Genomic DNA, 20185 nt, shown 5'->3' with positions numbered 1-20185 from the left:
TAAACTCCTATGCCGCAGGCACTGCTCGAACGGTGTTATCGGCTTCGGCATCGTTTACCTTCTCGGTAATCGTGCGGTAAACGTTGTAAGCCATCAGCAGCATACCCACCAGGAACATGGCGCCGCCCAACCAGCGAACTACATAGCCCGGATGGCTGGCTACAACACTCTCTACGAAGCTGTAAGTCAGGGTGCCGTCGGCGTTAAATGCACGCCACATCAGGCCCTGGGTAATACCGTTAACCCACATAGCGGCGATGTACAGAACAGTACCTACAGTGGCCAGCCAGAAGTGCGCGTTGATCAGCTTGGAGCTATACATTTCGCGGCGTTTCCACAGAACCGGAACCAGGTGATACAGAGCACCGATAGAGATCATCGCAACCCAGCCCAAAGCGCCGGAGTGTACGTGACCAACGGTCCAGTCAGTGTTGTGTGACAGAGCGTTTACAGTCTTGATGGACATCATCGGACCTTCGAAGGTAGACATACCGTAGAAGGACAGGGATACCACCAGGAAGCGCAGGGTCGGGTCGGTGCGCAGCTTATGCCATGCGCCAGACAGGGTCATGATGCCGTTGATCATACCGCCCCAGGAAGGTGCCAGCAGAATCAGGGACATAACCATCGCCAGGCTCTGAGCCCAGTCGGGCAGCGCTGAGTAGTGCAGGTGGTGACCACCAGCCCATACGTACAGGGAGATCAGTGCCCAGAAGTGAACGATAGACAGCTGGTAGGAATAAACCGGACGACCAGCTTGCTTAGGTACGAAGTAGTACATGATGCCGAGGAAGGCTGCAGTCAGGAAGAACCCTACTGCGTTGTGGCCATACCACCACTGGATCATTGCGTCCTTAGTGCCCGAATAGATAGAGTAGGACTTGAACGGGCCAACAGGAATCTCCAGGTTATTAACGATATGGAGAACAGCAATAGTTACGATGTAAGCACCGAAGAACCAGTTCGCCACGTAAATGTGAGAAGTCTTACGCTTCATGATGGTGCCGAAGAACACCAGCGCGTAAGCAACCCAAACCAGGGCAATCAGGATATCGATAGGCCACTCGAGCTCAGCGTATTCCTTGGTGGAAGTGAAGCCCATCGGCAGAGTAATTGCCGCGGCGACGATAACGGCCTGCCATCCCCAGAAGGTGAAGGGGATCAGCCAGCCACCCCAAAGGCGGACCTGACAGGTACGCTGTACCACATAGTAAGAAGTGGCAAAGAGAACACTACCACCAAAGGCGAAAATTACCGCATTGGTGTGCAGGGGCCTCAAGCGCCCGAAGTGCGAGAAGGGCTGCCAAAAGTCGTTGAGTTCAGGCCAGGCTAGCTGGGCTGCGATCAATACGCCCATGCCCATACCAAAAATGCCCCAGACCACGGACATGATGGTGAACTGGCGCACGATATTGTAGTCATAGTCCGGCACAGGGCCGGTCTTTGCCACCGTTGTCGTCATGTTTTTACTTCCGTTGCTTTTAAGATTCTGTTCCACTGTGCGGGACTGGCCCACCACAGAAGGTGTGTAACCACAATGTGTGAGGCACTGTGGTTACTATTGGCCGGATAAGGATTTAAGCGCATCCTTGCCCGGTGATTGCTGATCTAAATCAACTAAATCAATTTTCTTCCTTTACCTGCGGCAATGCGCAGACGCAGGGCGTTGAGCTTGATAAAGCCCTCCGCATCCTTCTGGTCGTAAGCGCCAGCATCGTCTTCGAAGGTAGCGATACGCTCATCGAAGAGGCTGTCCGCAGAGCGACGGCCCACAGCACTCACGCTGCCTTTGTACAGTTTCAGGCGAACTTCGCCGTTAACCACATCCTGGGACTCATCGATCGCAGCCTGCAGCATGCTGCGCTCCGGGGACCACCAGTAACCGTTGTAAACCAGCTCGGCGTAGCGCGGCATCAGGGAATCCTTCATGTGCGCAACTTCGCGATCCAGGGTAATGGACTCAATGGCGCGGTGCGCCTTCATCAAAATGGTGCCGCCCGGTGTTTCGTAGCAGCCGCGGGACTTCATTCCCACGTAGCGGTTTTCCACGATATCCAGACGACCGATACCGTTGGCTCCGCCCAACTTGTTCAGCTTCTCAAGCAAAGTAGCAGGGCTTAAGCGCTCACCGTCGATAGAAACAGGATCGCCCTTCTCAAAACCCAAAGTAATGTAGGTGGGTTCTTCCGGAGCCGCCTCTGGGCTCACGCTCCAGCGCCACATATCCTCTTCGGCTTCCGCCCAGGGATCTTCGAGGTTGCCGCCCTCGTAAGAGATGTGCAGCAGGTTGGCATCCATGGAGTAAGGGGATTTCTTCTTGCTGGAAGAGAAGTCCACCGGAATATTGTGCTGCTCGCAGTACTGCATCAGCTTTTCGCGGGAGTTCAGGTCCCACTCGCGCCAGGGAGCGATTACCTGGATGCCCGGCTTCAGCGCGTAGGCGCCCAGTTCGAAGCGCACCTGGTCATTACCTTTACCGGTAGCACCGTGGGAAATGGCATCGGCGCCAGTCTCGTTGGCAATCTCAATCAGGCGCTTGGCAATCAGCGGGCGCGCAATAGAGGTACCCAGCAGGTACTCCCCTTCATAAATCGCATTGGCGCGGAACATCGGGAAAACGAAATCGCGCACATACTCTTCGCGCAGATCGTCGATATAAATCTCTTTAACCCCGAGGGCCTCGGCCTTGGCACGGGCCGGTTCCACCTCTTCACCCTGGCCGATATCAGCGGTGAAAGTCACCACTTCACAACCGTAAGTCTCCTGCAACCATCGCACGATTACTGACGTATCCAATCCACCGGAGTATGCCAGTACCACCTTTTCGATTTTGCTCATTGCTGTCCTCTGCTGCCGGAAATACGTCGCCGCGACAAAAACGCGGAGACGGGGAATGCCACTACGCGAAACTAGTGTCGGTCTGGGGGAGTTATTCTTGGAGATATGCCCAGGATCGGTAAATTGCGGGCACAACAATACCCACACTCTTTGTCGGGGCGCGATTGTAGCGCCTAAGCTCGCGATCGACTAGCGCCAAGGCGCGAGTAAGCACAATTGATTGATTTTTAACCTTTTCGTGCATCGCAATTTTGTACAGCTTCGGGTAGCATTCGCGCCGCACAACGACTCACTACGCTAAGAAGCTTTACGGAGTACCATGACGGAGCAAATTACCCTGCGCGCCCCCGACGACTGGCACATTCACCTGCGCGACGGCGCCGCTCTCGGGCGTACCGTGCCCGATGCTGCAAAACAATTCCGCCGCGTGATTGTAATGCCCAACCTGGTACCCCCTGTGACCGATGCCGAAAGTGCAGTGGCATATAAGGAACGTATCAACGCCAATGTTCCCGCCGACACCAACTTCGAACCCTTGATGGTGATCTACCTCACCGACAAGACCGACGCTGCCGTTATTCGCAAGGCTCATGAAGCCGGTGTTATCGCTGCCAAACTGTACCCAGCGGGCGCGACCACCAACTCCGATTCCGGCGTTACCGATATCGCCAACATCTACCCGGCCCTGGAAGAGATGCAGGCCTGCGGTATGAAGCTGCTGGTACACGGTGAAGTGACCACCAGCGATATCGATATCTTCGACCGCGAGCAGGCTTTTATCGAGAAAACCCTGTCCCGCCTGGTAGATGATTTCCCCACGCTGAAAGTGGTGTTTGAACATATCACCACCGCCCAAGCAGTAGAGTTTGTACAGGGCGCCCGCGAAGGCGTTGCCGCAACCATCACCGCGCACCACCTGCTGTACAACCGCAACCATATGCTGGTTGGCGGTATCCAGCCGCATTTTTACTGCCTGCCGATCCTCAAGCGCGGCTACCATCAAAATGCACTGATCGAAGCGGCCACCAGCGGTAACCCGAAGTTTTTCCTCGGTACCGATTCAGCCCCACACGCCCACCACAAGAAAGAACACTCCTGTGGTTGCGCCGGTTGCTATACCGCCTACTCCGCTATTGAGCTCTACGCCGAAGTATTCGAGCGCGCGGGCAAACTGGACAAGCTGGAAGGCTTTGCCAGTGAGTTCGGCCCCGACTTCTACGAGCTGCCGCGCAACGAGGGCACCATCACCCTGGTCAAGAGCCCCTGGACCCTGCCGGAAAAACTAGATATGGGTGGTGAAAATCTGATTCCCCTCGCAGCCGGTGAAACCTTAAACTGGCAACTTGCGTAATCGGCGAGTGCCCTGATTACAGCGCCTGCAAGGAGAACACTCCCGGCAGGCGCCGCAATTCGAATACAATACCCTGCCCCACCAGCGCCAAATGCTGCTGGCCTGAAGACAAGATTTACAAGGAACCACCGTGACACCCGCCGAAGAACCCACAGGACCAAAAAGCTCTCTCGCCCAGCGATTCCGAGGCTTTCTGCCCGTGGTCATCGACCTTGAAACCGGCGGCTTTAACGCCCGCACCGATGCACTGCTGGAAATTTCTGCGGTTATCCTCGACATGGATGACTCCGGCAACCTCTTCCCGCTGGAGACCCACAGTTTCCACCTGGAGCCTTTTGAAGGCGCCAACGTTGAGCAATCCGCTCTCGACTTTATTGGCATCGACCTGGAATCCCCGGACCGCGACGCCTGGCCGGAAGAAATCGCCATCCCCGAGCTGTTCCGCAAGATTCGCAGCGCCGTGAAAAAGCACAGCTGCACCCGCGCCATTGTGGTTGCCCACAATGCCCACTTCGACCTGGGCTTCGTCAATGCAGCCGTCGAGCGGACCGGCATCAAGCGCAACCCATTCCACCCGTTCTCCTGCTTCGATACTGCCAGTCTCGCCGGCCTCGCCTACGGCCAGACTGTACTGGCCAAAGCTTGCCAGGTTGCCGGAATCGAGTTTGATAACAACTGCGCCCACTCCGCCGAGTACGACGCAGAAAAAACCGCAACCCTGTTTTGCGGCATCGTGAACAAGTGGAAAGAGATGGGCGGTTGGCCGCTGGAAACCGAAGAGACCACAGAAGAAGCTGAATAACGCACTATCTTCCGGGCTGCCTCGCAGCAGCCCGATTTATCCAAAAACGACAGAATTATTCGAAAGCTGTCGACAAAACACCCGCTATGTGCAGACTCTGGCCACTTGGGTGATTTTTTGTGCAAGCCGTGCTAATATGGCCCGCTTACACATAAAAACCGGATAGCGCCGTGGCCAAGAAACCTTCCTCTTCCTCCAATCGCAAACAAGCCGCTCCCCTCGAGACCAGCGAAAGTATCGAGGAGCAGGTAAAGGCGTTCCTCGCCGGTGGCGGTGAGATCGAGCAGGTGCCCAAAGGGGTGAGCGGCCAGACCAACACTTCCGGCCCCAAGCACATCACCCTCGGCAAAAAGCCCAGAGCCTAAACTCCGCGCAATAAAAAACCCCGACGGCGCTCCGCTGATTAGCAGCAAAGCGCGGCCGGGGCCGCTCGAATATGGCTGCGTCAACGCAGCCACTTCTCATTCACATCAGGGCATTTCTTCCAGTTCTGCGCCCTCTTTCACCGGCGGCATCAGGTCTTCTTTGTTGATATTCAAAGCCATCAGCACGTTGGCAGCTACGTAAACAGAGGAGTAAGTACCCACAACCACACCCACGATCAAGGCCAGGGAGAAGTTGTGGATCAATTCGCCACCGAAGAACTGCAGCGCCCACAGCACCAGCAAGGTGGTGAAGGACGTCATAAAGGTACGGCCCAGGGTCTGGCTGATAGAGATATTGATAATTTCCTCAGACTCAGCCTTACGCACCTTGCGGAAGTTCTCGCGGATACGGTCCGATACCACAATGGTATCGTTCAGGGAGTAACCGATCACCGCCAGTACTGCCGCCAGTACGGTTAAATCGAAGTCCAACCCCATCACCGCAAAGAAGCCCAGTACGATAATCACATCGTGGCCCAGAGCCGCTACAGCGCCGAAAGAGAACTTGTACTGGAAGCGCAGGGCAACGTAGATCATCACCATAAACAGGGCCAGCATCATGCCCAGGCCGCCGTCGTCACGCAGCTCGGCACCTACCTGTGGGCCGACCATCTCGACACGGCGCAGCTCAACATCACCCTCACTCCCCTCTCTCAGGAGAGCCACAACCTTGTCACCGATCGGTGTCGTTGTTTCCTGATCGGTAGCGCTGATCTGGATTTCTTCCTCGGTCACCACAGGGGGCAACTTGATCAGCAGGTCCTTCTCAGAACCAAAATTCACTACCGTGGCACCGTCGTAACCCGCTGCTTCCAGCTGATCGCGCACGTCGCTAATAAAAGGCGTTACCTCATAGCCCACTTCAACCTGGGTACCACCGGTAAAGTCCAAGCCGAACTTCAGGCCGTTCATTGCCAGTGCGGCGATGGAGGAAAGTACCAGCACCACCGAGACAATCCCGGCGATCTTGCGCCAGCGCATAAAGTCGTAGACGCGCTTGCCCATGTACTCGGTAATTTTGCCGTTATCCACTTTGGTCTCACTCATGACTGACTCCCTTAAATCCAGAGCTTCTGCACACGGCGACCGCCGTAGAACAAGTTAACAATTGCTCGCGTACCCATGATGGCACTGAACATGGAGGTGAGAATACCGATAGACAGGGTTACCGCGAAGCCCTGTACCGGGCCGGAACCGATGGCATACAGAATCACCGCCACAATCAGGGTGGTGATGTTCGCATCCACAATGGTGCTGTAAGCATTGTCAAAACCGGCACTGATCGCTGTTTGGGGAGGCATCCCATTCCTGAGTTCCTCCCGTATTCGCGAGAAGATAAGCACGTTGGCATCCACCGCCATACCCACGGTCAATACGATACCGGCGATACCAGGCAACGTGAGGGTTGCACCCAACAGCGACATCACCGCCACCAGCAGGATCATATTCACCGCCAGGGCCAGGTTCGCGGCCAAGCCAAATACGCGGTAGGAAATCAGCATACAGATAATCACGGCCAGCAGACCGATCTGTACGGATTGCACACCCACCTTGATGTTATCGGCACCCAAAGATGGGCCGATCACACGCTCTTCCACAAAGTACATGGGCGCAGCCAGGGCGCCAGCACGCAGCAGCAGGGCCAGTTCCTGAGCTTCAGCCGGGCTGTCCAGACCGGTGGTGCGGAACTGCTTGCCCAAGGCACTCTGTACCGTGGCCAGATTAATAATCTTCTTCTCTTCGGTGCGCTTCTGCACGGTAACTTCGTTACCGTTTTCGTCGATCTCGGTTACCGGCTCAAAGCGAGTCTCGATAAACAGGGTACCCATACGGCGACCGACATTTTTCCAGGTAGCGCGGTGCATCATCTCGCCGCCACGGGCGTCGAGGGTGATATTTACCTGCGGGAAACCGCTCTCGTCGTAACCGACGCGGGCATTGGTAACGCTGTCACCCTTGATAATGATCTGGCGCTCCAACCAGGCACCACCATACATCTGCGCCTGGCGATCATCGCGGTACTCGAAGTATTCCTTGTTGGAAACCAGCTCATCCGGGCGAGCTTCCATACGGTATTCGAGGTTGGCAGTTTTACCGATAATACGCTTGGCCTCTGCGGTGTCCTGTACACCGGGCAGCTCCACAACGATACGGTTGCGGCCCTGACGCTGTACGATCGGCTCAGCAACACCCAGCTCGTTCACCCGGTTGCGCAGGGTGGTGAGGTTCTGGGTTACTGCGTAATCTTCCAGCTGCTTGATTTCCTGATCGGTCAGGGTTGCGCGGATCTCCAGGTTTTCGCCGCTGCCGGACTCGCGCAGTTGAAGCTGCGGAAATTCCTTGCGCATAGTGGACATCGCCAAGCTGCGCAGCTCATCGTTGCGGAAGCGGGCAATAATCTCGCGATCATCCACCAATTCCACATTGCGGTAACGGGCCTTGGCTTCGCGCAGTTTGCTTTTCACTTCCTGCTCGTAGCTTTCCATGTTGTTCTTGACGATGGTGTTGGTGTCGACTTCCATCAGGAAGTGCACACCACCCGCCAGGTCCAGACCGAGCTTCATCGGGCTAGCGCCGATATCTTTCATCCATTGGGGCGTGGTGGAAGCCAGGTTCAGGGCGACAACATAGTTTGCGGTACCAAGAGCTTTTTGAATCGCCTCTTTAGCCGGCAACTGCTCCTCCATGGAGTTCAAGCGGATCAGTACTGACTTGTCCCCAACTTCGCCGCCGAAGTGAGCAATACCCGCTTCATCCAGGGCTTTTTGTGCATTCGCAAGGACATCGGGGCCGATGGTGAGTGCACTGGATTGCCCGGAAATCTGCACGGCAGGGTCCGGCTTATAGAGATTGGGCGCGGCGTACATCAGGCCAAAGGCCACAACCGCGAGAATCAGAAAGTACTTCCAGATCGGGTAGCGATTCATGCTGTTCTCATTGTTCTAGTGTGACCCCGAGGGCCGGTAAATCTTGGCAATCTGCCTAAGCAATTTGCCTGGATATGCGGGCAGTATACGCAGAATGCAAGGTACACCGCCCCCAATAAAAGTGGGGGCTGATTATACGGGGATCGTGGGAACGGACAAATTACAGGGGTGCCGCAATGAGACGGGCAGCACCCCAGGCAGGGTAAAAGCGACGCCTGATCAGGCCTCCAGCGCCGGAACCTCGCGGCCCAGACCACGGTAGAACTCGGCGACATAAGCCTCCAACTCATTGGCGGCAATGGCATCGCGCAGCTTTTGCATCAAGCGCTGGTAGTGGCGCAAATTGTGAATCGTATTCAGCTGCGCACCGAGAATTTCACCGCAGCGATCCAGATGGTGCAGGTAAGCGCGAGAGAAATTCTCACAGGTGTAGCAATCGCACTCTTCCTCCAAGGGACCCGTATCATGACGGTGCCTGGCGTTGCGGATTTTCACCACACCTTCGAAGGTAAACAGGTGGCCGTTGCGCGCATTGCGAGTGGGCATGACGCAGTCGAACATATCCACACCGCGGCGCACCGCCTCGACAATATCCTCCGGCTTGCCCACGCCCATCAGGTAGCGCGGCTTATCTTCCGGCATCTTGTGAGCCAGGTGATCCAGCACCTTAATCATCTCATCTTTCGGCTCCCCCACAGACAGGCCGCCAATGGCATAGCCATCGAATCCAATCTCGGTCAGGCCGCGCAGGGACACATCGCGCAACTCCGGGTACATACCGCCCTGCACAATACCGAACAGCGCCGACGGGCTATCGCCGTGAGCCTTCTTGGAGCGCTCCGCCCAGCGCAGGGACAACTCCATAGATTTGCGCGCTTCATCGGTAGTGGCCGGATAAGGGGTGCACTCATCGAAGATCATGACGATATCGGAACCCAGGTCCCGCTGAACGCGCATGGACTCTTCCGGGTCCAGGAATACCGGGCTGCCATCGATAGGCGAACGGAAAGAAACCCCCTCTTCCGTAATCTTGCGCAGTTCACCCAGGCTAAACACCTGGAAACCGCCGGAGTCGGTAAGGATCGGGCCGGACCATTGAGTAAAGTCGTGCAGGTCACCGTGGGCTTTAACCACTTCGGTACCCGGGCGCAGCATCAGGTGGAAGGTGTTGCCCAGAATAATCTGTGCACCGATCCCTTCGATATCCCTCGGCAACATGCCTTTCACGGTGCCGTAAGTGCCCACCGGCATAAACGCCGGGGTTTCCACTACACCGCGAGGGAAGCGCAAGCGACCGCGACGGGCCTTGCCATCAGTGGTATCCACTTCAAACTGCATAAAACATTCGCGGCTCACTGGGTATCTCCTTTCGCTGGTGCTACTTCTTCTTTTTTGGCATTGGGATCGCGGGTAATAAACATGGCATCGCCGTAACTAAAGAAACGATAGCGCTCCTCAACTGCGGCCTTATAAGCGGCCATCGTATGCTGGTACCCCGCGAAGGCACTCACCAGCATCAACAAGGTGGATTCCGGTAGATGGAAGTTGGTGACCAACTTATCCACAACCTGGAATTCATAACCGGGATAAATAAAGATATCTGTCTCCCCTACCGTGGCCTGTAACTGGCCACTGCGCGCCGCACTTTCCAGCGCGCGCACGCTGGTGGTACCCACAGCAATCACGCTGCCATTGCGAGCGCGGCAAGCAGTTACCGCATCCACCACATCCTGGGAGACATCCAGCACTTCACTGTGCATCTGGTGCTCATAAATATTGTCCACGCGCACCGGCTGGAAAGTACCGGCACCCACATGCAGGGTAACGAAGACAACCTCGACACCTTTATCCCGCAATGCGCCGATCATCTCATCATCAAAGTGCAGCCCCGCCGTCGGCGCGGCCACAGCACCGGCGTTGCGGCCGTATACGGTTTGGTAGCGCTCGCGATCGCTGGCATCGTCTTCACGATCAATATAAGGAGGCAGCGGCATATGGCCGAGGCGATCCAGAATCGCCAGCACACCCTCTTCTTTGGGGAAGGACAATTCAAACAGCGCATCCTTGCGGCCGGTCACCTCTATACGGGTGCCGTCTTCAAGGACGATGGTAGAACCGGGCTTAGGCGACTTACTGGAGCGCACGTGGGCCCAGATATCCGTCTCGTTGAGCACCCGCTCCACCAGGATTTCCAACTTACCGCCGGTCTCCTTCTGCGCGAACAAACGCGCCGGGATCACCCGGGTATCGTTAAAGACTATCAGGTCACCAGCTTGGACCTGATCGAGAATATCTGGGAACTGCCGATGTGCAATGGCCCCGCTGGGCCCATCCAGACACAAAAGACGGCTGCCACGGCGCTCCTCGGTGGGCGCGCGGGCGATCAGCTCATCGGGCAGATGAAAGTCAAAGTCCTGACGCTGCATGGAATCCTGGAAATCTAGAAACTATGGAGAGGTCGCGAAGGTTATAGGAAATTTTAGGAGCTGTTAACTGGGACGACAGAAAATGCGCTAAGTTATTGAAATCACTGGTTGACCCAAGCGAAAGCATTGCTATAATCACGCCCTCTTCGCACCGACCCCAAGGTCGAGCAGCGAAAGTGCCAGAGTGGTGAAATTGGTAGACACAGGGGATTCAAAATCCCCCGCCCTTAAAAGCGTGCCGGTTCGAGTCCGGCCTCTGGTACCAAATCAAGATCCGAAGAAGTTCGGAATCGTTCAGAAAGCCCCGTAAATCGGGGCTTTCTGCTATCTGGAATGTACAAAGCCCTCCGCTCTCGTTCATTGTCATCCGGTGCTATCTGGTGCTACATTTGGTGCTACCTAGTTCAATTTAGAAACTGGTAGCACCAATGGCCCTTACAGATACCCAAATCAAACAGGCCAAACCAAGCGACAAGGATCAGTGGCTTACAGATGGGCAGGGATTACGCCTGCTAATCAAACCCACCGGCTCCAAGTATTGGCGGCTTAAGTACAGGTTCCAAGGACGGCAGAAAACGCTAGCCTTGGGAGTTTACCCTTCTGTTAGTCTCAAACAGGCACGAAATAAAGTAATTGAAGCAAGGCAATTACTAGAGAACGGCCAAGACCCTTCAGTACAAAGAAAAATTGAAAAACATCAGCTTCGAGAAAACATAGACCGCAGCTTTGCTACTGTGGCTGAAGACTGGTGGAAACATCAGAAAGGAACCTGGACTGAAAATCACGCCCAGCGTGTATGGTCTAGGTTACGCGATAACGCCTTCCCCCGAATTGGGCAAAAACCTATTGCCGATATTCATCCCCAAGATGTAATTGCCATTGTTCGCGATGTTGAAGATCGGGATGCAATGGATGTTGCTCAGCGGGTTCTACAAGATATTCGCCGGGTTTGTCGTTATGCAGTGCAAATGGGCAAACTCACTCACAACCCCGCCAGTGAATTAACTGGCATTCTACGCGGCCGTAAAAGTAGTCATAGGGCCTCCCTTCCCCGCGAAGAATTACCCAGTTTCTTAAAAGAACTGGACTTTTATCAGGAACGCGGGCGGGCACTAACCAAGCTAGCTATACAGCTATTAATCCTTACCTTTGTTAGACCTGGCGAATTGCGCTGCGCACGCTGGGAAGAGTTCGACTTCGAGTCTGCTCTATGGCGTATCCCTGGCGAGCGTATGAAGATGGGAACGGATCATATAGTACCGCTATCTACCCAAGCCTGTGCTGTCTTGGAGGAATTAAAGCCCATCAGTGGCCAATATCCTCTGCTTTTCCCCTCTGAGCGCGAAAGAGCCCGACCCATGTCCGATAACACTATGCGTAAGGCAATTTTTAAAATGGGCTGGGACGGCTCCCAAGAGGGAAGAAGTAAAGCAAACCCCCATGGCTTCCGCGCTACTGCTTCCTCAATCCTGAATGAGACCGGTTTTAATCCTGATGCCATTGAAAGGCAGCTTTCCCACATGGAGAGAAATGGGGTGAGGGCTGCATATACCCACCACGCTCGTTATATGGATGAACGAAAAGAGATGATGCAGTGGTGGGCAAATTACCTTGATGAGATGCGGGGGAGCGGGAAGGTAGTTCCTATTTTTGCGAAGCAGGGTTAACACAAAGTTGAACACTAAGAAGAACAATCGCTCTCGCCTTTATTTTTTAATCCAACAGGGAAATAGATATGTCATCTTCTTTTCTGAAAGCTAGGGAAATTTTTCGAATTGAAGACTATAAAAAACTAAATGAGAAAAAAGACCTTTCTCTATTTAAATTTTTGCTAGACCGATCAAATACTTGCTCATGGCTATTACATTTGACCGGGGGTAACTTTTTTAAGCGTAATTCAAATAATTCAGAAATTGCAGAGGAAATGAGATCTTGCCTCACAGCTTTTAGAGAGGATGATGCTGAATATAGGAAGCTTAAATCCTTTGATATACGTGATTACGTATCCCTTGAACAATACCCCGAAGAACCGATTGACTCCTCAACTTGGACACCCGCTTGGCTAAGGTCACAGGAATATAGATGTTCTTCAGTAAGACCAATGGGAGTTGGAGATGTTATTAGGATGTTTGATGATTTGGGAGATGGTGCTCCAAAGGGCTTTACTGATGAAGAATTTGCCGAGGACGTGGCTGAATCGAGGGCTCGATATCATCGTAATGAGGAGATTTTCCCTGAATTAGAAGATATATCAATTGATCAATATTATCGAGAAGCTTATGACTATCATCATGGCCTAGCAGCATTGAATATTGATTTGATGGCAAGGGATGAGCAGATAGTTTCAGAGTTAAAAGAACTGCTACCGAAGCTACGAAAATTATTACAGGCTGCTCCTGAAAGACTATTAGACCCAGGTTTTAAGGGACAGCTGTTTTTGGGCCCATCATTACAAAAGCGTGATACCCGCCGGATCGATATGAACAAAGTAAGGGACTATCGTGTTCCGGCATTGATCGATCTATATATCTGGTCCGTGGTTGAGGGGGAAATTTTATCAAATGCAGATTATTTGAGGCTTGTTTTTCCTGGAGATACATTAACTGATGAACTAGTTAATGAGGATAAGATTAAGAAAGTCTGCCTACCATATGCTTTTCGCTGCATGGAAACCGAGTTACTAACAGCTCTTCATAGGTCATTAGATTGGGAGCAAAAATCTCACTGGAAAAATAGCGCTTCTTAAAATCCTGAATTTTGATGCTACCTAAAGGTCCGGCAATCGCCTTTTAAAGCTGATTCAATCTCCTCACCGCCACAGACGTTCACTGTGGTTTGTTAAGGAGACCGAAAATGACCCTCTCAAATACTCATCCCCAAGTGCCGGATGTTTTACCTAACCCGCCGAGCGACCCTATTTTGCGCCTACCAGAGGTAGAGCATCAGACTGGGCTCAAGAAGACTTACATCTATGCCCTGGTAAAAAAAGGTGAGTTCCCCACCCCTATCAAACTTGGTGAGCGCGCCAGTGGTTGGCTCTCTTCTGAGGTTTGCCAATGGGTGCAAAATCGAGTTGCTATTTCTCGTGCGGGAGGCAAGTAATGACTCTTCGTGCCTTCTCTCCCTACACACACCAGCAAGTAGCTGAATTTGCTCGAAGCTATCGGAAAACAGAAAGCGCTGAGTTTGAGCAGAAAATACTTCTTTCGAATTCAAACCTAAGCCCTGAAGATCGGAAACTCTTCCTCAGCTCAATCATGGAGACATTTGATATGGGCTGCCCTATCCCTGGTTATGAGTTGCTTTTGTTTCTATGGCCAACGGGTGAAGCAGCGTTTCTAGCGGTAGGTTCTGACTCATTTAACCCTATTGTTGATCAGCAACATGGCCGCGCCCATTGGTATCTCTCCTCCCCTAATACAATAGCACTAGGACTTCCTGATACTGAGGTGGTGAACCTTTACCGCCTTAGAGCAGGTCTCTCTCTGGGAGGTTGGTTAGCTTGGGATGGTATCCAATTGGAATACCACCCATCAGAGGAAGCTGATGCCCTAGAGCTTCGCAATGGAGGGCTTAAAAATGTCAGCTAATATACGTGCCCTCGCCATGCCATATTGCCTAGATTTACAGCCATGTGGTCGCTATGCATTACTGAATCGCAAATATAAGCCAGTTGGTTTTAGCAGCAGATCATTTGTCTACTATGAAGAGCACCCTGTACTTTTCAGTGTCAGAATTACACCCAAAAGAGCGGCAGCAATCTCCTTGAGAGGAGATCCTGATCCGAGGCGAATTATTCTTTATAACGATAGTTGTATCCCTACCGCTAACTCGGAAGCATGGCTTTTCTATCAGGCTAAATTAGCGATCTTGGCGCGATTACATCATTACAGCGATGATGAATATCACGAACAGGACAAAGCAAAACGTATCCGTCTGGCCAACTTACGTGATGCAAAACGGTTTACGGAGCCTAAGGACGTAGCGGTTTCCCTACCGCCAAATTTATCACCACGGTAAATAAGACTATTGCCTCTATTCGGGGCGATCTTACCCCCTCTTAAAAAAGGTGTTACAGGTGTGCAGGTGTTACAGCATGGCTGAAAGCCCCGTATTTACTGGCTTTCCGCTGTCACACCTTTCTGTTACCCCAAAAGTGTTACAGCAATAAGGTGTAACAGGGATAAGGCCCGCAGTTCTGTTGGAAGCCTTATGGGGCGGGGGTTAAAGTTAAATATAAGGAAAGCTAATGGCACGCTTTGATATTAAACGAGTGGCAGACCTCACCCTTGATCGGGCTGATGAAGTATTGGCGCACTGGGCTCCAGATGGCTCATTTCAGGGAGCTGAATATATTGCTCTTAACCCAACTCGATCTGATAGCAGCAAGGGGTCCTTCTCTGTAAATCGCAATACCGGTGCATGGGCAGATTTTGCAGCGGATGAAAAAGGTGGGGACCTCGTATCGCTGATTGCCTATCTTGAGGGGGTAAACAATGGAGAGGCAGCGCAAAGGCTTGCTGCGTTTCTGGGGCTCTCTGAAGGGGAGTCTATACCGCCTAGCTCAACCTATAAGTCGAAACCCAAAAAGCCTGCCGGTAGCTCCTGGGAAGCCGTATTGCCGGTACCTTTAGAAGCAGAGCAGTCTTGCCCAACAACCCATCCCCATAACGGTAAACCCTCTAAAGTTTGGGAGTACCGTGGGCAGCGCGGCTCATTGTTAATGAAGGTGATGCGTTTTGACATTCAGAAAGGCGATGCAAGATCAAAAGACTATCGCCCCTTAACCTATTGCCGGGATTCGAAGGGTCGCAATTCTTGGAGATGGAAGCAGCCGGTAAAAAAGCGGCCACTCTATAAGCTGGATTTATTGGCAAAGCGCTCTAAAGCTCCGGTATTGCTAACCGAAGGTGAAAAGGCTGCGGATGCAGCTGCTAGCCTGCTGCCGGGTTATGTTTCTATGACCTGGCCCGGTGGTAGTAAAGCGTTGGGCAAAGCAGATTTTAAGCCCCTACATGGAAGGGAAGTACTTCTTTGGCCGGATAACGATGCAGCAGGCAAAGACTGTATGCTTAAGCTGGCTGCGATGCTGCACACTATGGAATGTAAGGTTTCTATGGTGTGTTTAGAGTCCTTAGGACCTAAGTGGCCAGCTAAAGGCGATGCGGCTGATGTGGAAGCTACCGGTATTACAAAAGAGCAGCTTACAGCCTTAATTACAGAGGGAAAATTTTTAACGCCCTATCAGCCCGTAGCAACGGTATATCAAGCCCAAAATAAGGGAGTAAGTAATAAAGGGGCCGAGTCTGGGCAATTTGTAGTAAATGATCGTGGGGTTTTCTTCCCGGTTCAGGGGGCAGATGATGAGCCTTCACTAATGAGAATCTGTGATCGCCTGGATGTGCTTGCTTTAACTCGTGACCCCCAAGGAAGAAACTGGGGTACATTGGTTCGCTTCCTTGACCCTGATGGCATTGTTAAAGAGTGGAATATACCTAGTGAGTACCTAGCGACTGAGGGCGGTGCGGAAGTACTTAAGCAGCTGTACTGCATGGGCCTTCGCGCTGAGGCAGGGCAACAACCAAGACGCAGAATCGTTCAGTACTTACAAACGGCAAAAAGCCCCAATCGCTATGTCTTGGTGAATAAACTTGGCTGGCATGGTAATGCCTACTTACTACCGAATGAAACCCTGGGGACTCCTGTAGAGCCTCTATATTTTTATTCCACCAGCCCGGACCTCAACAAGATAAAGTTTAGTGGTGAGCTTCAGCAATGGCGCGAGCATGTGGCGAGTTATTGTAAGAACAATACCCGGTTGTTATTTGCGGTTTCAGCAGCGTTTGCAGGGCCTCTACTAAATCTCATTGGCATGGAAACGACCGGCTTTCACTTCTTTGGTGATAGCTCCCAAGGAAAAACGACCTTACTTAAAGTGGCTGCTTCTGTTTATGGTGGGCCTGATTTTGTTCGTACCTGGCGCAGTACTGATAACGCGCTGGAAAGTATTGCTGCCTCTCACTCAGACGGCCTTTTAATCCTCGATGAGATCAGTCAATGCGATCCCCGTATTGTGGGGGATATTGCCTATATGCTGGGGAATGGCACAGGCAAAGCGAGGGCTAATGATCGCGGAGGCGTACGCGGGAATGCGTTTGAATGGCGGCTTGTCTTCCTCTCTACAGGAGAGCGCACGCTTGATCAACAGATGGCTGAAGTAGGTAAGAAAGCCAAAGCCGGGCAAGAAGTGCGATTACTGGCTATTCCCTCAGATACAGGGAGTGGTGCCGGTATTTTTGATGAATTGCATGGGTTTGCCGGGGGTGCTGCGTTATCGCGCTATATCGTTGAGAAAGCGTCCTTATTCCATGGAGTGGCTCTTTACACGTTTATCAGAGAGCTATGCGCTAGCAACTTGGAAAAGCTGGCAACCCAGATTCGCCGGGAGCTTGTGAACTTTGCCACAGAGCTGTCTGATGATGTGAGTGGCCAGGTACGTAGGGCAGCAGAGAAGTTTGCTCTCGTTGGTTTTGCCGGAGAGCTGGCTTCCAGGGCGGGGATTACAGATTGGCCCAAAGGCATGGCCATGGAAGCGGCCAAATCCTGTTTTAGCGCTTGGGTATCAGCTCGTGGCGGTGTTGGAAACCTGGAGGACCGGCAGACCTTGGCAGCACTGAGATTATTCTTTGATCTCTATGGAGAGTCCCACTTTACCCGCTGGGATCGAGAAGACTTCACAGCCGATGATCACACTGTTCGCACCCTAAAGCGTTGCGGCTACCGGAAAACGCTACAGGACAGTAATGCCCTTGAGGGGCAGGCTTGCTCTGAGACTGTTTACTACGTTTACCCAGCTACGTTTAAAGCAGAGGTTTGCAAGGGGCTCAGTGATCGAAAGGCAAAGACACTACTAGCCGCCTGTGGTGCTTTGGAGCGTGATGGCAACGGGAAATTCTCGATACCAACGCGCTTGCCGAATAGTGGGCGTAACCCTGAACGGGTGCTAATCATTCGACCTCACTTGATTCCTGTTGAAGATGATGGAGAAAAGGGACTACTTACGAAAAAGGCCGCGTAGCCCATGCCGTTTACAGGTGTTGTAAACGGTGTGCAGCCGTTTACATTCTCTAAATAAGCAGTTGGCCTCGTGGTAAATAGTTAGTGTGTAGGGGATGAACTCAAGGCGTGCTGGTAGCTTAAATTGGCCAACTTCTCAGCGTAATCTATTTGCCGCTCTGGGGACCAGGCCATGTGCAATCCTGTGGTCCGGTCTTTATTTCCTTCACCTCATCGTACAAACACATTGTAACTGCCAAAATCGATATCCTTGACTCTCAATGAAAAGTATTCGGAACATCTATGCCCAGTACCGTACATTAGTACAGGTTGAAGGCAGTAGACTCCTTTCAGTTTTGGGATGAGGACTCCAATCTCTTCCGGGCTGTAAAAAATTGGAAGGCGACGATATTGCTTTTCTGGCCAAAGCCGATATTGAAAAAAAATCGCCTATAAAGACATGCAGTGCATTTAACTCAATCCTTTAGGTGTTAACCGAACAATGACGATTGGCCGAAAGGTAGTTTAGGAATGACTCAACATCGGCAATAACGACCTCCCGAGGGTGTCGAAGTTTAAAAAAGTGGATAAAGTGCTTTATCCAGTGAACGTATGCCTGTTCCGCACGATAGGCTAGACCTACCTCGCATATTTGGCGCCGAACGCTGAAGATGAACTCGTTTGAATGTTTGGGTTGCCTGCTACGAATATCACTACAGGTGTCAAGCCCTGAAATTTAGAGCCATGGCCAACATCCGCAGAAAGTTTCCCCTAACTTATTGATTTAATTGTGGGTAAAATGTGTTCAAGAGAGGGAGGTTGAACCAGACATCTTGAGGCGGTGGCCAGCTATCTCTGGCTACTACAAAAGTTGACAGCTGTGAAACCATCCATATAAGACTTATACCAAGATGCTGAAAACATGGACTCGAAAAGCTTAGTTTGTACGCGCCCCTTACAAATTATAACCAAGTATTTTTACCGTTTAGCATTCCGTCAAGCGTAGTTCAACCTCTCGTGGTTAATCATAAAGTTTTCTCGCATCTTAAGCTTAAATTAAAATTTGGAGAATACAGATCTTAAATGTCAAAAGTAAGATTAGGGCCCGATGGCGCACATATTTTTGATCGAGATTCAGGCACCAATATTCTGCTGAACGAGATTATTCCACCAAGAGATCGTTGGACATTTAGTCCAAGACAAGTTTCGATTGCACTAACTAATGCTTGCGATCTTGAGTGTACCCACTGCTATGCATCCAAAATGCCTGCAAGATTAAACTTTGAATCTGTGAAACAGTGGATGCTTGAGCTGGATAGCGCTGGCTGTTTTGGAGTTGGTTTTGGCGGGGGAGAGCCAATGCTCTATCCAAAAATTCTAGAGTTATGCCAATTTGGAAATTCCCATACTAATCTCGCGATAACTATGACTTCTCATGGTCATAGGCTAAGTGTCCAGATGGTTGAGGACCTCAAATCATCAGTGAATTTCCTCAGAATTAGCATGGATGGTGTACACCATACCTATGAAAAGATAAGGGGCCGCTCTTTTCTTTCTTTACTCGAGAAATTAAGTTTAATAAAGGGGGAAATCCCGTTTGGAATTAATTATGTTGTCAATGAAGCAACAATTAGTGATTTGACGAGAGCGGCAGAAATTGCTGAAGAATTTCAAGCCAAGGAACTTCTTCTTCTTCCAGAGGTAGAGTATGGCCGAGGGAATGTTGCTACACAACAAACGCTAACTAAGCTTTCTGAGTGGGTAGACTCATACAGAGGCAGTTTACAGCTATCAATTAGCTCTGCGCATTCTGAATTAGCAAGAAGCCAATCCCCTTTACCAGCTGAAGCGGAAGAGATTGCATTTGCTCACATAGATGCCAACGGAATACTGAAACGATGTTCTTTTGATAGTGATGGTCAGATTATTAGCGACAGGGGCGTAATGCACGCATTTAACAAATTAATAGAAGAGCAGAAATTAGCATGAAAATTTGGAATAGCTATGGATCTGAACATTCGCTAAACATTGTGATAATTGGACGCTTTAAAGAAGAGCATGAAGCTGAAGCGTTTGAAAAATTAACCGATAAAGTCACGCGATTCTTAAATGATAATTCAGAGTTTGATGTTGAAGCTGATCGGTTTGATAGAAAAACTCTCGACTTTTTGAATAAAGAGAATCTCTTTTCTCTGACACCTCAGCAGCTAGTCCACTTATTATATGATGTCCATGTTTCCCGTCATAACAAAGAAATTCACATTAACTCAGATGACGATGTTAATGCATTTATTAGTCTCTTAATACATAAAGGCGCTAAGGTTGAAGTTTTTTCAGCCCATGATTACCCCGAAAATTAA

18 protein-coding genes and 1 tRNA gene are annotated in these 20185 nt (G+C 51.4%); 12 read left to right on the top strand and 7 right to left on the bottom strand.

Annotated elements, in window-relative coordinates; translation table 11 throughout:
- Positions 1-7 precede the first annotated feature (7 nt).
- Positions 8-1462 carry a cytochrome-c oxidase, cbb3-type subunit I gene (ccoN, locus tag ACJJI4_RS02580; RefSeq protein WP_413664700.1) on the bottom strand — a complete coding sequence of 485 codons (1455 nt, stop codon included), beginning with the start codon at positions 1460-1462 and terminating at the stop codon, positions 8-10.
- Between the two features lie 155 nt (positions 1463-1617).
- Complete coding sequence (locus ACJJI4_RS02575) at positions 1618-2838, bottom strand: argininosuccinate synthase (RefSeq protein WP_413664699.1); 1221 nt, start codon at positions 2836-2838, stop codon at positions 1618-1620.
- 319 nt (positions 2839-3157) lie between these two features.
- On the opposite strand from ACJJI4_RS02575, the gene pyrC reads away from it, so the two are divergent.
- From pyrC to ACJJI4_RS02560, 3 genes are all read left to right on the top strand, one after another.
- A complete protein-coding gene (gene pyrC, locus ACJJI4_RS02570; RefSeq protein ID WP_413664698.1) occupies positions 3158-4189 on the top strand; it encodes a dihydroorotase in 1032 nt (343 codons plus the stop codon).
- A gap of 130 nt (positions 4190-4319) precedes the next feature.
- On the top strand, positions 4320-4991 hold the full coding sequence (rnt, locus tag ACJJI4_RS02565) for a ribonuclease T (protein ID WP_282931564.1): 672 nt from the start codon (positions 4320-4322) through the stop codon (positions 4989-4991).
- Positions 4992-5161: 170 nt separating this feature from the next.
- Positions 5162-5356 (top strand): PFL_1563 family small protein, encoded by a 195-nt coding sequence (locus tag ACJJI4_RS02560; protein WP_413664697.1) that lies wholly within the window; start codon positions 5162-5164, stop codon positions 5354-5356.
- A gap of 105 nt (positions 5357-5461) precedes the next feature.
- Here ACJJI4_RS02560 and secF read toward each other — a convergent pair whose 3' ends face one another.
- From secF to queA, 4 genes are all read right to left on the bottom strand, one after another.
- Positions 5462-6463, bottom strand: coding sequence for a protein translocase subunit SecF (gene secF, locus ACJJI4_RS02555; RefSeq protein WP_413664696.1), 1002 nt, complete (start codon positions 6461-6463; stop codon positions 5462-5464).
- A gap of 11 nt (positions 6464-6474) precedes the next feature.
- A complete protein-coding gene (gene secD / locus ACJJI4_RS02550) occupies positions 6475-8343 on the bottom strand; it encodes a protein translocase subunit SecD (RefSeq protein WP_444926948.1) in 1869 nt (622 codons plus the stop codon).
- Positions 8344-8562: 219 nt separating this feature from the next.
- A complete protein-coding gene (gene tgt / locus ACJJI4_RS02545) occupies positions 8563-9681 on the bottom strand; it encodes a tRNA guanosine(34) transglycosylase Tgt (protein WP_444894765.1) in 1119 nt (372 codons plus the stop codon).
- A 14-nt stretch (positions 9682-9695) separates the two neighbouring features.
- Positions 9696-10769: a tRNA preQ1(34) S-adenosylmethionine ribosyltransferase-isomerase QueA gene (gene queA / locus ACJJI4_RS02540; RefSeq protein ID WP_413664693.1), complete on the bottom strand. Its 1074-nt coding sequence runs from the start codon at positions 10767-10769 to the stop codon at positions 9696-9698.
- A 178-nt stretch (positions 10770-10947) separates the two neighbouring features.
- Between queA and ACJJI4_RS02535 the strand changes: the two genes are divergently transcribed.
- The 7 genes from ACJJI4_RS02535 (at position 10948) to ACJJI4_RS02505 (ending at position 17847) form a co-directional block, all read left to right on the top strand.
- Positions 10948-11034, top strand: a tRNA-Leu gene (locus tag ACJJI4_RS02535).
- A 163-nt stretch (positions 11035-11197) separates the two neighbouring features.
- Positions 11198-12436 carry a tyrosine-type recombinase/integrase gene (locus ACJJI4_RS02530; protein ID WP_444926947.1) on the top strand — a complete coding sequence of 413 codons (1239 nt, stop codon included), beginning with the start codon at positions 11198-11200 and terminating at the stop codon, positions 12434-12436.
- Positions 12437-12504: 68 nt separating this feature from the next.
- Positions 12505-13515, top strand: a complete 1011-nt coding sequence (locus ACJJI4_RS02525) for a DUF6387 family protein (RefSeq protein ID WP_444926946.1) — start codon at positions 12505-12507, stop codon at positions 13513-13515.
- 107 nt (positions 13516-13622) lie between these two features.
- Positions 13623-13871 carry a helix-turn-helix transcriptional regulator gene (locus tag ACJJI4_RS02520; protein WP_444926945.1) on the top strand — a complete coding sequence of 83 codons (249 nt, stop codon included), beginning with the start codon at positions 13623-13625 and terminating at the stop codon, positions 13869-13871.
- Positions 13871-14359, top strand: coding sequence for a hypothetical protein (locus ACJJI4_RS02515; protein WP_444926944.1), 489 nt, complete (start codon positions 13871-13873; stop codon positions 14357-14359). Before ACJJI4_RS02520 ends, ACJJI4_RS02515 begins: the two co-directional genes overlap by 1 nt.
- Positions 14349-14789: a hypothetical protein gene (locus ACJJI4_RS02510; protein WP_444926943.1), complete on the top strand. Its 441-nt coding sequence runs from the start codon at positions 14349-14351 to the stop codon at positions 14787-14789. The genes ACJJI4_RS02515 and ACJJI4_RS02510 overlap by 11 nt, the downstream gene beginning before the upstream one ends.
- Positions 14790-15018: 229 nt before the next feature.
- A complete protein-coding gene (locus ACJJI4_RS02505; protein ID WP_444926942.1) occupies positions 15019-17847 on the top strand; it encodes a DUF927 domain-containing protein in 2829 nt (942 codons plus the stop codon).
- 462 nt (positions 17848-18309) lie between these two features.
- On the opposite strand, the gene ACJJI4_RS02500 is transcribed toward ACJJI4_RS02505, so the two are convergent.
- Positions 18310-18477 carry a site-specific integrase gene (locus ACJJI4_RS02500; RefSeq protein WP_444928212.1) on the bottom strand — a complete coding sequence of 56 codons (168 nt, stop codon included), beginning with the start codon at positions 18475-18477 and terminating at the stop codon, positions 18310-18312.
- A 431-nt stretch (positions 18478-18908) separates the two neighbouring features.
- Between ACJJI4_RS02500 and ACJJI4_RS02495 the strand changes: the two genes are divergently transcribed.
- A complete protein-coding gene (locus ACJJI4_RS02495; protein WP_444926941.1) occupies positions 18909-19814 on the top strand; it encodes a radical SAM protein in 906 nt (301 codons plus the stop codon).
- Positions 19811-20185, top strand: coding sequence for a DUF6375 family protein (locus ACJJI4_RS02490; RefSeq protein ID WP_444926940.1), 375 nt, complete (start codon positions 19811-19813; stop codon positions 20183-20185). The genes ACJJI4_RS02495 and ACJJI4_RS02490 overlap by 4 nt, the downstream gene beginning before the upstream one ends.

The sequence above is a fragment of the Microbulbifer maximicatervae (SeqCode) genome, from assembly GCF_052467305.1.
This window is presented reverse-complemented; position numbering and strand designations above follow the sequence as displayed.